The 15807-nt window shown below is 63.5% G+C and carries 15 protein-coding genes; 10 read left to right on the top strand and 5 right to left on the bottom strand.

Translation table 11 applies throughout. From position 1 onward, the window contains the following. The first annotated feature begins 14 nt into the window (after positions 1–14). From L0976_RS23020 to L0976_RS22975, 10 genes are read left to right on the top strand one after another with little or no spacing between them, the layout of a single operon-like run. Positions 15–338, top strand: coding sequence for a TrbC/VirB2 family protein (locus tag L0976_RS23020; RefSeq protein ID WP_094543461.1), 324 nt, complete (start codon positions 15–17; stop codon positions 336–338). Then, positions 338–619 carry a VirB3 family type IV secretion system protein gene (locus tag L0976_RS23015; protein ID WP_035224601.1) on the top strand — a complete coding sequence of 94 codons (282 nt, stop codon included), beginning with the start codon at positions 338–340 and terminating at the stop codon, positions 617–619. The genes L0976_RS23020 and L0976_RS23015 overlap by 1 nt, the downstream gene beginning before the upstream one ends. Before the next feature lie 14 nt (positions 620–633). Then, positions 634–3084, top strand: coding sequence for a conjugal transfer protein TrbE (trbE, locus tag L0976_RS23010; RefSeq protein WP_094543419.1), 2451 nt, complete (start codon positions 634–636; stop codon positions 3082–3084). Positions 3085–3086: 2 nt separating this feature from the next. Further along, entirely contained in the window at positions 3087–3854 is a 768-nt protein-coding gene (gene trbJ / locus L0976_RS23005) for a P-type conjugative transfer protein TrbJ (protein WP_179253468.1), read from the top strand. A 20-nt stretch (positions 3855–3874) separates the two neighbouring features. Beyond that, complete coding sequence (gene trbK-alt, locus L0976_RS23000) at positions 3875–4162, top strand: putative entry exclusion protein TrbK-alt (RefSeq protein WP_094543417.1); 288 nt, start codon at positions 3875–3877, stop codon at positions 4160–4162. A 3-nt stretch (positions 4163–4165) separates the two neighbouring features. After that, the gene (trbL, locus tag L0976_RS22995) at positions 4166–5518 is read left to right on the top strand and encodes a P-type conjugative transfer protein TrbL (RefSeq protein WP_094543416.1); all 1353 of its coding nucleotides are present in this window, start codon (positions 4166–4168) and stop codon (positions 5516–5518) included. Next, positions 5515–6204, top strand: coding sequence for a conjugal transfer protein TrbF (trbF, locus tag L0976_RS22990; RefSeq protein ID WP_094543414.1), 690 nt, complete (start codon positions 5515–5517; stop codon positions 6202–6204). The genes trbL and trbF overlap by 4 nt, the downstream gene beginning before the upstream one ends. Then, positions 6201–7184 carry a P-type conjugative transfer protein TrbG gene (gene trbG, locus L0976_RS22985; protein ID WP_203316577.1) on the top strand — a complete coding sequence of 328 codons (984 nt, stop codon included), beginning with the start codon at positions 6201–6203 and terminating at the stop codon, positions 7182–7184. The genes trbF and trbG overlap by 4 nt, the downstream gene beginning before the upstream one ends. Next, the gene (locus L0976_RS22980) at positions 7181–8338 is read left to right on the top strand and encodes a TrbI/VirB10 family protein (protein WP_094543413.1); all 1158 of its coding nucleotides are present in this window, start codon (positions 7181–7183) and stop codon (positions 8336–8338) included. Before trbG ends, L0976_RS22980 begins: the two co-directional genes overlap by 4 nt. 2 nt (positions 8339–8340) lie before the next feature. Next, complete coding sequence (locus tag L0976_RS22975; protein ID WP_094543411.1) at positions 8341–8562, top strand: DUF2274 domain-containing protein; 222 nt, start codon at positions 8341–8343, stop codon at positions 8560–8562. Here the strand turns inward: L0976_RS22975 and L0976_RS22970 are convergent. From L0976_RS22970 to phbB, 5 genes are all read right to left on the bottom strand, one after another. Continuing rightward, on the bottom strand, positions 8559–9512 hold the full coding sequence (locus L0976_RS22970; protein WP_094543410.1) for a LysR family transcriptional regulator: 954 nt from the start codon (positions 9510–9512) through the stop codon (positions 8559–8561). The two genes, L0976_RS22975 and L0976_RS22970, sit on opposite strands and share 4 nt — an antisense overlap. A gap of 65 nt (positions 9513–9577) precedes the next feature. Then, positions 9578–11320, bottom strand: a complete 1743-nt coding sequence (locus L0976_RS22965; RefSeq protein WP_064332039.1) for an alpha/beta hydrolase — start codon at positions 11318–11320, stop codon at positions 9578–9580. Positions 11321–11405: 85 nt separating this feature from the next. Then, positions 11406–13736 (bottom strand): DUF3141 domain-containing protein, encoded by a 2331-nt coding sequence (locus L0976_RS22960; RefSeq protein ID WP_084438198.1) that lies wholly within the window; start codon positions 13734–13736, stop codon positions 11406–11408. 66 nt (positions 13737–13802) lie between these two features. Then, on the bottom strand, positions 13803–14987 hold the full coding sequence (locus tag L0976_RS22955; RefSeq protein ID WP_064332041.1) for an acetyl-CoA C-acetyltransferase: 1185 nt from the start codon (positions 14985–14987) through the stop codon (positions 13803–13805). 72 nt (positions 14988–15059) lie between these two features. Further along, the gene (phbB, locus tag L0976_RS22950; RefSeq protein ID WP_064332042.1) at positions 15060–15806 is read right to left on the bottom strand and encodes an acetoacetyl-CoA reductase; all 747 of its coding nucleotides are present in this window, start codon (positions 15804–15806) and stop codon (positions 15060–15062) included. Position 15807 lies beyond the last annotated feature (1 nt).

The raw sequence follows: 15807 nt of genomic DNA, 5'->3' as shown, positions 1-15807 counted from the left end.
CGGTCGGCTCGCTCATGCGCGGTGCCTACAAGCGTCTCTCCGCATCGACTGCGCTCCTCACCATCATGATGCTGGCCGCCACGTCGCCAGCCTATGCCTCCGGCTCATCGATGCCCTGGGAGCAACCCCTTCAGCAGATCCTCCAGTCGATCGAAGGGCCGGTCGCCAAGATCGTCGCGGTGATCATCATCATCGCGACGGGCCTTGCGCTCGCCTTTGGCGATACGAGTGGCGGCTTCCGTAGGCTGATCCAGATCGTCTTCGGCCTCTCGATCGCATTCGCCGCGTCGAGCTTCTTCCTGTCGTTCTTCTCCTTTGGCGGCGGAGCGCTCGTCTGATGGCGGTCGCGTTCGAACAATTGGACGAGGTGCCGGGTTACACGGTGCCGGTCCACCGCGCTCTGACCGAGCACATCCTGCTCGGCGGCGCCCCGCGATCGATCGCCATCATGAACGGCACGCTGGCCGGAGCGGTCGGCTTGGGCCTGCGGCTCTGGCTGGTCGGGATCGCAATCTGGGCAATCGGCCATTTCATCGCCGTCTGGGCCGCCCGCCGTGACCCGCTCTTTGTCGAGGTCGGCCGCAGGCACCTGCGCATCCCGGCTTTCCTCGCGGTCTGAGGGAGGCGCTGCCGATGATGAACCTTGCCGAATATCGCGGCTCAGCATCGCGTCTTGCGGACTATCTGCCCTGGGTCGCGCTCGTTGCTACAGGCGTCGTGCTCAACAAGGACGGATCGTTCCAGCGCACCGCGAAGTTCCGCGGTCCCGATCTTGATTCCGCCGTCGCGGCCGAGCTGGTCGCCGTCGCCAGCCGTATCAACAACGCCTTCCGTAGGCTTGGCTTGGGCTGGAGCATCTTCGTCGAAGCGCAGCGTCACGAAGCCGACACCTATCCGGACAGCAGTTTCCCCGATCCGGCTTCCGGCCTGGTCGATGCCGAGCGCAAGGCGGGGTTCGAGGAAGCGGGCGCCCATTTCGTCTCCAGCTACTTCCTGACCTTCTTGTTCCTTCCGCCAGCGGAGGAAGCCGCACGCACCGAGTCCTGGCTGTACGAAGGCCGCGAACGTTCGGGCATCGATCCGCACGAGATCCTGCGGGCCTTCACCGATCGCACCGACCGCGTGCTGGCGCTTCTCGACGGCTTCATGCCGTCCTGCCGCTGGCTCGATGATGGCGAGACGCTGACCTACCTGCATTCGACGATTTCGACGAAGCGTCACCGCGTCCGCGTCCCCGAAACCCCGGTCTACCTCGATGCGCTTCTGGCCGACCAGCCGCTGACCGGCGGGCTGGAACCGCGCCTTGGCGACCAGAACCTGCGCATTCTAACTATCATCGGGTTCCCGACGGCAACGACGCCCGGGTTGCTCGACGACCTCAACCGGCTGGCCTTTCCATATCGCTGGTCGACGCGCGCGATCCTGCTCGACAAGACCGACGCGACGAAACTCCTGACCAAGATCCGCCGGCAGTGGTTCGCCAAGCGCAAGAGCATTGCGGCGATCCTGAAGGAAGTGATGACCAACGAGCGGTCCGTGCTCGTGGACACTGACGCGGCGAACAAGGCGGCGGACGCCGATCTCGCGCTACAGGAGCTCGGCGCCGACGTGGCCGGGCTGGCCTACGTCACGGCGACCATCACCGTCTGGGACGCCGACGCGCGCCTTGCCGACGAGAAACTGCGGCTGGTCGAGAAGGTCATTCAGGGTCGCGACTTCACGGCCATGATCGAGACCGTGAACGCCGTTGACGCATGGCTCGGCAGCTTGCCGGGCCATGCCTACGCCAATGTCCGCCAGCCGCCGATCTCGACACTCAATCTCGCCCACATGATCCCCCTGAGCGCCGTGTGGGCGGGGCCGGAACGGGACGAGCACTTCAATGCGCCCCCCTTGCTTTACGGCAAGACCGAAGGCTCGACCCCGTTCCGGTTGTCTCTGCATGTCGGCGACGTCGGCCATACCCTGGTGGTCGGCCCGACCGGCGCGGGCAAGTCCGTGCTGCTCGCCCTCATGGCTTTGCAGTTCCGCCGCTACCCACGCAGCCAGGTCTTCGCGTTCGATTTCGGCGGGTCGATCCGGGCGGCCGCGCTAGCCATGGGCGGCGACTGGCATGATCTTGGTGGCGGCCTTACCGAAGGCTCCGATGTCTCGGTCTCCCTCCAGCCGCTCGCCCGCATTCATGACACCTATGAGCGCGCCTGGGCCGCCGACTGGATCGTCGCGATCCTGTCCCGTGAGGGCATCACGATTACGCCCGAGGCGAAGGAGCACATCTGGACCGCGTTGACCTCGCTCGCATCCGCGCCGATCGAGGAACGGACGATCACGGGCCTCAACGTTCTGCTCCAGTCGAACGATCTCAAGCAGGCGCTTCGTCCCTATTGCGTCGGCGGCCCCTATGGTCGGCCGCTCGACGCGGAGACCGAACATCTTGGCTCGGCCGACGTGCAGGCGTTCGAGATCGAGGGCCTTGTGGGTACGGGCGCCGCGCCCGCCGTGCTCGCCTACCTGTTCCATCGCATCGGCGACCGGCTGGACGGCCGCCCGACCTTGCTCATCATCGACGAGGGATGGCTTGCCCTCGATGACGAGGGCTTCGCCGGCCAGCTCCGCGAATGGCTGAAGACGCTCAGAAAGAAGAACGCCTCGGTCATCTTCGCTACGCAGTCGCTGTCCGATATCGACAATTCAGACATCGCGCCGGCGATCATCGAGAGCTGCCCGACTCGGCTGCTGCTGCCGAACGAACGAGCCATCGAACCGCAGATCACGGCGATCTACAGGCGGTTCGGCCTCAACGACCGCCAGATCGAGATCCTCGCGCGGGCGACCCCCAAGCGGGACTACTACTGCCAGTCGCGCCGCGGAAATCGCCTGTTCGAGCTCGGCCTTTCCGAACTCGGCCTCGCGCTCTGCGCCGCGTCCTCGAAATCCGACCAGACGCTGATCGCCAACCTCGTCGCCGAACACGGCCGCGACGGCTTTCTCCCCGCATGGCTCGATGCCCGCGACGTCGGCTGGGCCATCGATCTTCTTCCCGGTTTTCAAACGCTCACCCCCCAGCCCGAAAAGGAGCTTTAGCCATGATCGTCCGTCGTCTTCGCAAATCCTCCGCGGTCCTCGCAGCGTCCATGCTGGCGGCTATGCCGCTCGCGATGTCGCCGTTTGCGATGTCGCCGGTCTATGCCTGGAGGATCGTCTACGACCCCACCAACTACGCGCAGAATGTCCTGACTGCCGCGCGTACGCTTGAGCAGATCAACCATCAGATCACCTCGCTTCAGAATGAAGCGACCATGCTCATCAACCAGGCGCGCAATCTCGCGAATCTGCCGTTCTCCTCGCTCCAGACGCTTCAGCAGAATGTTCAGAAGACCCAGCAGCTCCTGAAGCAGGCGCAGAACATCGCCTTCGACGTGCAGAACATCGACCAGATGTTCCAGCAGCAATACGGCACCGTCTCGATGTCGGCGAGCGATCAGCAGCTCGTCAGCGCCGCGCGCAGCCGCTGGCAGAACACCGTCGGAAGCCTGCAGGACGCGATGCGCGTCCAGGCAGGCGTCGTCGGTAACATCGACACCAACCGCACGCAGATGAGCGAACTGGTGAACCAGAGCCAGGGCGCGACCGGCGCGCTTCAGGCGACTCAGGCCGGCAACCAGCTCCTCGCCCTCCAGTCGCAGCAGCTCTCCGATCTCGTCGCGCTGCTCGCAGCCAACGGCCGTTCGGGCGCGCTGACGGAGGCCGAGCGCTCCGCAGCAGCCGAGCAGGGGCGTGAGCAGCGCCGCCGCTTCCTGACGCCCGGTTCCGGCTATCAGGCCGGCAGCGCGCGGATGTTCAACGGCAATTGAGGCCGGAAAGGAGCACCGTCATGGACAGCAAGATGCTGGCCCGGCTGGCCGCTGTGGTCTTCGTCGCCATCGCCATCACGGCGGCGGTCGTCGAGATGACCCGCAAGGATGAGGAGCCGGCGGGACCGTCGGCGCCTATCGTCGAGCCCGCGCGCGATCCGCTGCGCGAGGGCCAGCGCCGGTGCCAGCAGCTTGGGGCAACGGCCGCGAGCGACAGCGAATGCCTGCGCGTCTGGGCCGAGACACGTGATCGCTTCCTCGGCCGTCCGGCTGCGCCTGTATCGCCGTCGTCAGACGACAGGCGGTGATCCATGGGCGGCTCAGGGGTAATCGACAGCTTTCTTGGAACATTCACCCAATACATCGACAGCGGCTTCGGCATGCTCAGCGGCGAGGTGGCCTTCATCGCGACCACGCTGATCGTCATCGATGTCACTCTCGCGGCGCTGTTCTGGAGCTGGGGCGCCGATGACGACATCATCGCACGTCTCGTCAAGAAGACGCTGTTCGTCGGTGTGTTCGCCTATCTGATCTCCAACTGGAACAACCTCGCGAAGATCGTCTTCGACAGCTTTTCAGGTCTTGGCCTCAAAGCCTCCGGCACGGGCTTTACCGCGCAGGATCTCCTCCGCCCCGGCAAGGTGGCGCAGACCGGCCTCGACGCGGCACGGCCGCTGCTCGAATCCATCTCCGATCTGATGGGCTGGATCGCGTTCTTCGAGAATTTTATCCAGATCGCCTGCCTGCTTTTCGCCTGGGCGCTCGTCATTCTCGCCTTCTTCATCCTGTCCGTGCAGCTCTTCGTGACGTTGATCGAGTTCAAATTATCCACGTTGGCCGGCTTTGTTCTGATCCCGTTCGGCCTGTTCGGAAAGACCGCCTTCATGGCCGAGCGCGTGCTCGGCAACGTGATCTCCAGCGGCATCAAGGTCCTCGTCCTCGCCGTCATCGTCGGCATCGGCTCGACGCTCTTTAGCCAGTTCACGCAGGGGTTCGGTGGGCAGACACCGAGCATCGACGACGCCATGGCGGTCGTGCTCGCCGCGCTCTCGCTCGTTGGCCTCGGTATCTTTGGACCCGGCATCGCGTCCGGCCTCGTCAGTGGCGGTCCGCAGCTTGGCGCAGGCGCCGCAGTCGGCACGGGTCTCGCCGTGGGCGGCGCCGCGCTCGCCGTTGGCGGCGGTGCGATGCTTGCCGCGAAGGGAGGAGCAGCCCTCCTTTCCGGTGGGGCCGCGGTAGCCCGTGGCGGAGCAGCGGCCGCCGGGGCGGCATCGTCGGCCTATACGCTCGGTTCCATGGGGCAGTCCGGTGCATCGGGCGTGGCGTCCGGCGTCGCACGCGCGGCCGGTTCAGGCGCCACATCACCCTTGCGTCGCGCCGCCTCGCGCGCGTCCGAGAGCATGAAATCCAGTTTTTCCGACGGCGCCCGCGCCGGGCTCAGTGCCACCGGCGGCACGTCCACGATGGGGTCGGCCGGCGGCGAGGCAGAGCCTTCTTCCGTCGCGCCCGCGACGACGACCGAACAGCCCCCCGCATGGGCCCAGCGCATGAAGCGCGGCCGCCATGTCTCTCACGGCGTCAGCGCCGCCGCGCATGCCGTCCGTTCCGGCGACAGCCACGGATCCGGAGCATCCGTCAATCTCTCTGAAAGTGACCGTTCATGAATCTCTTCAAAAGGCCCGCCGTTCATTACGGCAAGACACCCCAACCAGAAACACCGTACCAGAGGGCGAGCCAAGTCTGGGACGAGCGTATCGGCTCGGCCCGCGTGCAGGCGAAGAACTGGCGCACCATGGCGTTCGGCTCGCTCATCCTGTCGGCCGGCTTTGCCGCCGCCCTGGTCTACCAATCGGCGCGAGGAACCGTCGTGCCATGGGTTGTTCAGGTGGACAATCTCGGCCAGGCGCAGGCGGTCGCGCCCGCCACAGCCGATTTCCGCCCGACCGATCCGCAAGTCGCCTGGCACCTCGCGCGTTTCATCGAACAGACGCGGAGCATTCCGGCCGACCCGATCATCGTCCGGCAGAACTGGCTTCGAGCATACGAATGGACGACGGATCGCGGCGCTGCGGCACTCAATGACTACGCCCGCGCCAACGACCCATTCACAAAGGTAGGCAAGCAGCAGATCGCCGTCGAGGTCTCCAGCGTCATACGCGCATCGCCCGACAGCTTCCGTGTCGCCTGGACAGAGAGGCATTTCGAGAACGGCCAGCTCTCCACGACCCAGCGATGGACAGCGATCCTGACCATCGTGATCCAGCCACCGCGCGACGCCGAGCGGATCAAGGTCAATCCGCTGGGAATCTACGTCAACGCCATCAACTGGTCGCGGGAGATGAGCCAATGAAATCGGCTTTCCGCAAATGCGCCATTCCGTCTTTTCGTAAATCCGTGCTTCCGGTTCTGCTTCTTTCCGCCACTATGTTGGCCGGCTGCGCGACGCCACAGAAGCCGCCCGAAATCACTTACGACCGCGACGTGCCCGCGTTGCCGGCCGTGCCCGTGGCTGTCACCGACGATCGACCGCGCCCGATCCATACCCCTCCGGGCTGGACACCGGCAAAAGGCGGCACGGCCGCCACCACGCCGACGGCCCGCGTCGAGAACGCCAACGCCGCAGCGCGGGTGCAGCCGCGCCGGGAGGGCTACTTCAACGCCATCCAGGTCTACCCATGGTCCGAAGGCGCCCTCTATCAGGTCTATGCCGCGCCTGGACAGATCACCAACATCGCGCTGGAGCCTGGCGAGAGTCTGACCGACGCTGGCCCGATCGCGGCCGGTGATACCGCGCGCTGGATCATCGGCGACACCGAGAGCGGCAGCGGCCCGACCCGACGCGTCCACATCCTCGTGAAACCGAGCCGCGTCGACATATCGACGAACCTTGTCGTAACGACCGATCGCCGCGTCTACATGATCGAGCTGCGCTCAGGCGCCAAGCCCTACATGCCTTCGGTGGCGTGGGCATACCCGCAGCCACGAGGCGGACAGGGGCAGACCGTTCCGGCAACGCCGGTCATTCCAGCCGTCGCCTCCCGCAACTACCGCTACGGCCTGAGCGGCGGCAACCCGCCCTGGAAGCCCGTCTCCGTCTATGACGACGGTCGGCGCGTTTACATCGACTTTCCGCGTGGCATCGTCCAAGGCGAGATGCCACCGATCTTCGTGATCGGGCCGGAGGGCGAGGCCCAGATCGTCAACACCCGCGTCCACCGACACATCCTGATCGTCGATCGTCTGTTCGGCGCGGCTGAATTGCGCCTCGGAAGCGGTGATAAGCAGCAAACGGTGAGGATTGTCCGTACCGACGGGAGGCCCGCGTCATGAGCGAGGCAAACAGCAATACGAGCGCTCCAATGCGCCTGCGGGCGGAGCCGCCGCGCGTAACCCGGCTGTCGCGCAAGGTGCTTGCGAGCGTCACGGCCGTCGCTCTGGTCGGCATAGGCGGCGCCCTGATTTACGCACTCCAGACCCGGAACGCCGGCCGCGACGGAGAGGAGCTTTACTCGACAGCCAACCGCCAGACCGCGGATGGTCTTGCCGGATTGCCGCGAGACTACACCGGCCCTGTTCTTGGCCCGCCCTTACCAGGCGATCTCGGACGACCCATTCTGGACGCGCAGAACCGAGGCCAGCCCGTCGTTCCTCCGACGATCACGACGCCGGCGGTCGACCAAGCCGAACAACGCCGCATCGCGGAGGAAGAGGCCGCGCGCACGTCGCGCGTCTTCTTCCAGACCCAGCCGGGCACGACCCCGGCAGCGCCGGGAGGTTCAACCACACCCGGCCTTGCCGGTGTCGATCTCGCCGGGCTCGCGGGTCAAGCCGGCCAGCAAACCGCGCAGGATCGACAGAGCGCTTTCCTCAATGGGCCGGTCGATCGCCGCACAACCTCGTTGGATCGCGTCATGGCACCAGCTTCGCCCTTCGTGCTCCAGGCCGGTGCGGTTATCCCGGTAGCACTTATCACCGGGATACGCTCCGATCTTCCAGGCCAAATCACAGCCCAGGTGACGGAAAATATCTACGACAGTCCGACCGGTCGCAGCCTTCTCGTTCCGCAGGGGACGAGGATCATCGGTCAGTACGACAACAATGTCCAGTTTGGCCAAAGGCGGGTCCTGCTGGTCTGGAACCGCCTGATCTTCCCGAACGGCCGATCTATGGTCCTCGAACGCCAGCCCGGCGCCGACACGCAGGGCTATGCCGGGCTTGAGGATGGCGTCGATTATCACTGGTGGGATCTGATGAAGGCGGCCGGGCTGTCCACGCTACTCGGCATCGGAACCGAATTGGCGACCGACGACGAGGACCGCCTCATCCGAGCCATCCGAGACGGGGCGCAGGACACCATCAATCAGGCCGGACAGCAGATCGTCCAGCGTCAGCTTCAGGTCGCACCGACACTGACCATCCGGCCCGGCTTCCCGGTCCGGGTTATCGTTACCCGCGACCTTGTGCTCGAACCCTACAGGAGTTGAACATGACAAAGCTCAAACTCGGTCCCCTGGCCGACGACAAGCCGGTGAAGGTGGCCATAGAGCTTCCCGCCCAGCTTCACCGCGACCTCACTGCTTATGCCGAGATCCTCTCTCGTGTAACTGGCCAATCCGTCTCCGATCCAGCAAAGCTAATCGTTCCTATGCTGGAACGCTTCATCGCGACGGATCGCGCCTTCGTAAAGCTCCGGCGTCATACTACTTAGATCGGAAGGTATCCAACGATCGATAAGCACGCGACAAACGATCGTGACATTTTCCTGGCCATGCTGAGGAGGCGTCGTAGAGCTGGATTATCATTCCTCCTGGACCACACCGCGCTGAACGGAAGGATGTCGTTGAGGATTGGACGGTAGGTGATACCGGGCATCTGAGCAGCAACCATCGCTTCGCTGACGATCGTCAAACCCTGCCCGATCGCCACAAGAGACAGGAGATTGTCTCGACCTACATATTGCGCTTGAATATCTGGATGATAGCCAAGAGTTGCCAACCGCCGTACCAGATAATCCCGTATCTCTGGGCCAGGGGCCGCATCGCTTACTACAAACGATTCGAATACCAAATCAGGCCATTCTAAACTCTCTCGTCCTGAAAGGTTATGGCCGACCGGCAACACTGCAAAAACACGCTCCGACCAGAAATGAGTGGTCTCGCACTCAGGCCAATCCTGAGTGCCGGTAAGAAAAGCGACGTCCATCTCGAACTTGCGGATAGCGGTTACGTGTTGCTCGGGGTGGCCTTCGACGAACTCTATTTTAACTTTGGCGTGGCTTTTGTCGTAGGCACTGACCAGTTCGGCCAGGAATCCCGATGCGATCGACGAGAATATTCCTATCCTCAGCCGCCCATTCTCCGCACGCCCGATATTACCCAAATCTTCGACGCTCTGCCGAATGAACCTAAGCACTCTGCGTGCTTGAGGCAGAAATCGTTCTCCCGCAAACGTGAGAGTAATGCCAAAATTATGACGGTGGAATAGTGACGTCCCTATATGATCTTCCAGATCACGGACGCACCTGCTGATGGTTGATTCCTGTATTTCTAACGATTTACCCGCCTTTCGAAAACTCCCTTGCTCCGCTGATGCAACAAAGTAACGCAAATGACGGATTTCAATCCAAGATTCATAGATTTTTCTAGCTTTATTGACCATGTATCCTATTTATAGGTGAGTGGAGCGGCGATAGATTTTTTAATACTATTCCAAGCAATCGTTTCTTATGACATTTTGATGTAGTCGCCTGGCGCGTCTGCAAGCGGCGTAATGACCGTGCTGGCGTTCAAGTGTCGCGCGGATGCGTCGCGCGCTTGAGACCTCTCGGCCATCCAATCCGCCCATTCCGGCCACCAAGATCCTGGCTTGACGGGCGTATTCTCCACCCAATCGTCGGGAGAGACATAGGTATCGCCGCGCGCTCGCCTACTGACCTGATACTGGCGCCGCGGGCGGCCCGGCTCACTGACGATTCCTGCATTGTGACCTCCATTCGTCAGAGCGAAGGTGACCTCCGTCGCTGTGAGAAGATGCAGTTTGTAGACAGAGCGCCATGGCGCAACGTGATCGGTGGTTGTGCCGACGCAGAATATCGGGAGGTTGATATCCCCAAGCGAAATAGGCTTGCCCCCCACCTGATATCGGCCGGATGCCAGGTCGTTCTGCAGGTAGAGACGACGAAGATATTGTGAATGCATCTTCGCGGGCAGACGTGTGCCGTCGGCATTCCAGGCCATCAGATCGTTCATCGGTCTGCGGTCACCCAAGAGATACTCATTGATGATGCGCGACCAAAACAGGTCGTACGAGCGTAGCAACTGGAAGGCCGCCGTCATCTGCTCGGCATGCAGGTAGCCGACTTCGGCCATCTGCGCTTCGAGGAGCGCGATCTGGCTTTCGTCGATGAGCAGACCGAGCTCGCCTGGCTCGCTGAAATCCGTCTGGGCTGCGAGCAGGCTCACGGATGCCAGCCTGTCGTCGAGGTCGCGGGCCATGGCGGCCGCAGCGATGGAAAGCAGCGTACCGCCGAGGCAATAGCCAGCCGCATGCACTCTGGCGCCGGCCGCAATCGTGTTGACTGTGGAGAGCGCAGCGTGGAAACCAAGGTCGAGATACTCGGCCATGCCCATGTCGCGGTCGCCGGGATCCGGGTTTTTCCAGGAGATGCAGAAGACGGTGAAACCCTGATCGACAAGGTAGCGGATCAGGGAATTGTGGGGCGACAGATCAAGAATGTAGTATTTCATGATCCATGCAGGAACGATCAGGATCGGTTCCGGATGGACCACTTCCGTGGTGGGCTCGTACTGGATGAGCTCGATCAGCCGGTTCCTGAACACGACCTTGCCCGGCGTGGCGGCGACGTCCTTTCCTACGACAAAATTCTCCGTCCCGGCCGGGGGCTGATTGGCCATTCGGCGCGCGATGTCGTCGAACAGGTTGGAGAGGCCACGCGCCAGATTGGCTCCGTTTTCATCGAGGCTTTTCCTGATGACGACTGGATTAAGCATCGCGAGATTACTGGGCGAAAGCATCTCCATCCACTGCTCCACACCGAAGGCGACGAGACGCTGATGATGCGGGTCAACGCCCCAGACATCGCGCGTGGCCTCTCCCCACCAGCGACGTTGCATTTCGAAGGACTGTCCGAACAGGTTGAACGGCCATTGGCCCCATGAGGGGTCGGCGAACCGCCGGTCCGACAAAGGTGGCAAGGCGCCAGCACTCTGACCATCGTCACTCTGGGAAAGTCCTGCCTTGATGATGGTCTGGATTCGCTCCAGTTGATCAAGCGCCAATCGCGAGAGTTCGGCGCGCTTACCCGGACTTGTCGCGAGATGGCTTGCCCAGTCCATCCACGCGAGCAAGGGCGATTCCGGTGAAATCGAAGACCATGCACGCGACCACGCTGCGTGCGCCTCTTCGTCCAGTTCCTTGCTCGATTTTTCTTCTTTTCTTGATTCCATCTCAGTCACTTCCACCCGCCGCGACCATCGGCGGGCCCGGCAAACATTTCGGTTCCTAGTTAGTTGAGGCCGCCCGAAGCTCGGGTCACGTCCTCTGGGGGCGTCCACGCCTCGGAGGAGATTTCGCTTCAGATGTGCCGGCGGCCGGCGCTTGCGTCGCCTGGGGGGACGGCGCGGCAGGTTCCGAACCCGTCACTGGCGGCGTTTCGGCCTCAACCGCTTTTGCCTGCCGGGCTTTCTCCGCTGCGCGCCCGAACATCTCCGTCACCTGCGCAAGGGCCGCATTGCCCGCATCCGGGAGCGTGTCGCCGCCAGCGTGCGCCAGTTCCGAGATGATCATTGCGACCCTGTCGATCTCGTCGGCGTCCGACCCTTCGAGCAGCGCAGGGAGCGCTTCGATGGTCGCATCGCCCTTATAGGCAAGCAGCAGGGCCTGTTCGCGCACGAGCCGCCGGAAGAAGCCGGGATCGAAACCGGAATGAGCACCGTCGTTCCAGAACCGGGCAGCGTGGTGGTAGAGACGTTCGTCGATGCTGCCCTGGTGATGGAGGACATGGAACAGGGCGCGAAGGGAGGCCTCCAGCAGCCCGCCCTTGTGCAACTGGTCGTCCAAGCGGGCGACCATCTGCCGGACCATCTCGCGGTGCTCGGGGGTATCACCTGGATGGGGCCGGGCCGGACGCGCGTCGTCCATCGTCTGTCCGGCGAGAGCCTTCAGTCCCGGCGAGCCGTACAGGACATCGAACCACATCGCGTAGATCTGGTCCCGGTGGTCGCGATATCGATCCAAGAAATGCTCGACTGCACGCGACAGGTCCTGCTGCATGACGAGGAACGGATTGTCGGAAGGCACCGGCTGACGGTTCTGGCGAACCTCGCTGGCGAGCTCGCTCACGGTGCTCGCCAGCGGATGGTCGCTCGACCATAGTTCGAACGATGCCCGCAGCGGATGAAGCGCCTGCAGCCATCGGGCGGAGTAGGACGTCGAGAAGGCCCGTATCCAGGGCTGCAGCGTGTTGCGGTAGAGAGCCAGGTTGATGTCGGAGACCCGGGCGGCCGCGGCGAAGCGGCAGTCCGATTCCGGATCCGGACGGACAATGTCGCGAACTTCCCCGATGCTGCTGCGCCTGACCGACATCAGGTGGGAGTCGGCGAAGTCGCGGACGTCCTGGGGCGTGGCGTCGACCGTCGCCCGATAGATGCCCGCGGGGAAGAGGTCGATCTGGTCGATCATGCTCGCGAACTTGCGGTGCTCCTTCTTGCCGACGCTGCTGGAGACGAAGATGCCGAGATGGCCGATGCTGTCATGCGTGGTGTAGAGGATGGTCTGGTCGTGGCTGAGCACCTCGTCGTCATCGCGATAAAGGTCGGTGATCCAGCCCAGGGCCTGCGCAGGCGGGGTGATGTTGTCGCCGTATGAGCAGAAGACGACGATCGGCGAGCGGATGTTGCGCAGGTCGATGCGCAAGCCGTCGGAGGTCATGAGTTGCGCGGTCGAGAGCTTGTTGCCGATGAACAGGTTGTCGACGATGTACTGCATCTCGACGTCGTTGAGGAAGACGTAGCCGCCCCAGTATTTCTCGAAACCGATATAGCGCTCGGCCTCGGTGTCGGCGCTTGCGTAGACGTTGTACTGCTTCGACCAGAGCGTGTTGGCGGGATCGAGGTTCTCGAAGTTCTGCACGAGCCATGCGCCGTCGAATCGGCCGGCGCCTATGTCGCCGGTCAGCGCGGTCAGCCAGCTCCCACCGAGCAGGCCGCCGGCATAGCGCATCGGATTGTTGCCCGCCCAGTAGGACAGCGGCGTGCCGGCTACGATCAGCGGCCCGAACAGGTCTGGCCAGACCGCCGCCGCCATCAGCAATTGCCAGCCGGCCTGACAATTACCGATCACCGCCGGCTTGCCCTTGCTTCCGGGATGCAACCCGCCGACTCGCTCGACGAAGGCCGAGAAGGTGCGCATGACATCCTCGATGGTCTGGCCGGGAACGGGATCGGGCAGGAAGCCCACGAAGTAGCACGGGTGACCAGCCTTGATCGCGGCGCCGATCTCGCTGTCGGGCTTAAAGCCGCCGATGCCGGGCCCATGCCCGGCGCGCGGGTCGATTACGATGAACGGGCGCCGCGTCTCGTCGGCCTTCTGGCCGCCGGACGGTACGATCCGCACGAGCGCATAGTTGGTCGGTCGCGGCAGGTCCGCCCCCGACATGACGGATTCGAAGGGGAAGTTGAGGACGCCGGGACTGCCGTCCCGCAGCTTGTCGCGATACTGGTCGCCCACCTGTCTCTCAATATCCGCATACAGGATCGAGCGCTGCCATGCATCGATCCCATAGGCATAGGCCGCTTGCAGCAGCGCCAAAGGATCGCCATGCAAATCCGACCATTGCGTTTTTGAGGTTGTTGGCTCGGACATGGGTTTCCTCCGATGCATCGCCATTTGACAAGGACAGGACGAAGGCTCGCGCCTCAACCTGACGGTTCAGTTCGCCTCCAGCGCCAGAGCCACGCCCTGTCCACCACCGATGCACAGCGTCGCCAGACCTTTCCGCGCGCCACGTCGTTGCATCTCATGAATGAGCGTCACAAGGATGCGCGCCCCCGAGGCGCCGATGGGATGCCCGAGCGCGATCGCGCCGCCGTTGACGTTGACCTTCGAAGTATCCCAGCCGAGCTCCTTGTTCACAGCCAGCGCCTGTGCCGCGAAAGCCTCGTTGGCCTCGATGAGATCGAGATCGCCGATGGTCCAGCCGGCCCGCTTGAGCGTGCGCTGCGTGGCGCTGACCGGGCCAATGCCCATGATGGCGGGATCTACGCCGGCGCTGGAATATCCTCTGATCCAACCCAGCACGGGCAGCCCGAGGGTCTTCGCCTTGGCCGCGCTGGCGAGTACGAGCAGGGCGGCGCCGTCGTTGATCGTCGAGGCATTGCCAGCGGTCACCGTGCCGTCCTTCCTAAAGGGCGGCTTGAGCTTGGCGAGTCCTTCTGCCGTCGTGTCCGCGCGCGGTTGCTCGTCGGTGTCGAAAACGACCGGGTCACCCCTGCGCTGTGGAATGGTGATCGGTGTGATCTCGTCGCGGAAACGGCCGGAAGCGCTCGCGGTGACGGCCTTGTTCTGCGAGGCGGCGGCAAACGCATCCTGATCCTCACGCGTGATCGAATAGCGCTCCGCGAGGTTCTCGGCCGTGATGCCCATGTGACAATCGTTGAAGGCGTCCCAGAGACCGTCCCGGATCAGGCTGTCCTCGATCTGTGCATGGCCGAGCCGAAGTCCCGTGCGGGCCCTGGGCAGCAGATAGGGGGCAAGCGACATGTTCTCCTGGCCGCCGGCCAGAACGAGATCGGCGTCCCGGGCGCGGATCGCCTGAGCCGCAAGATGGACCGCCTTCAGGCCCGAGCCGCAGACCTTGTTCAACGTGAGTGCCGGCACCGCATGGGGGAGGCCGGCCTTGAGGGCGGCCTGGCGCGCCGGATTCTGTCCGCCTCCGGCCGAAACGACCTGCCCGAGAATGACCTCATCGATTTCTTCGGGGGCGATTCCCGTCTCCTCGAGCACGCTGCGGATCAGCGCGGCACCGAGATCGGAGGCCGGCAGGTTGGCAAGGCTGCCCTGGAAGGCACCGATGCCGGTCCGTGTTGCTGCCAGTACGGCGACGTCCTTCGTCATTCTCAACTCCTTAAGTCGCCGGCACGCACGGGACGACGCGGGACCTTTCGCCCCGTGCGTGCCGGCGCGGCGTCAGTACATGTGCTGGCCGCCGTTCATCGCGATGTTGCTGCCGGTCATGTAGGCGGCGGCGTCACTTGCGATGAAGGCGACGAGCGCCGCGATTTCGTCGGGTTCACCGAGGCGCCCGACCGGGATGGCGCCGACGATCTTGGCGAGAACATCCTCGGGGACCGCTGTCACCATCTTGGTGGCGAGATAGCCGGGCGAGACCGTGTTGACGGTAATTCCCTTCCTGGCAACTTCCTGAGCCAACGCCTTGGTGAAGCCATGGATACCTGCCTTCGCGGCAGAGTAGTTAGTTTGCCCGAACTGGCCTTTGCTCCCGTTGATCGATGAGATGTTGATGATCCGCCCCCAGCCGCGTTCGAGCATACCGTCGATGAGAGGCTTGGTGACGTTGAACAGCGAGTCGAGATTGACCCGCAGGACCGCGTCCCAGTTTTCCTTCTCGAGCTTGCGGAACGTGGCGTCGCGGGTGATGCCCGCGTTGTTGACGAGAATGTCGACCCGATGGCCGTCGGTGCCGATGCGCTCGGCCATGCGCAGACATGACTTGAAATCGGCGACATTCACGTCGTAGGAAACGAAACTGTAGCCTTTGGCTTTCTCGGCGGATAGCCATTCGCGGGCGGAACCCTCGTCGCGTGCATGGGTCACGAGCACCTTGTGGCCTGCGTCGTGTAGAGCCCGGGCGATTGCCTCGCCCAGGCCTCCCATGCCACCGGTCACCAAAGCAGTCCTTGGTTCAGTCGACATC

This window comes from Shinella sp. NM-101 (assembly GCF_021401195.1).
In the GTDB taxonomy this organism is placed as follows: Bacteria; Pseudomonadota; Alphaproteobacteria; order Rhizobiales; family Rhizobiaceae; genus Shinella.
Note: the sequence above shows the minus strand (reverse complement) of the source record. Positions and strands in the feature narration are given on the sequence as shown.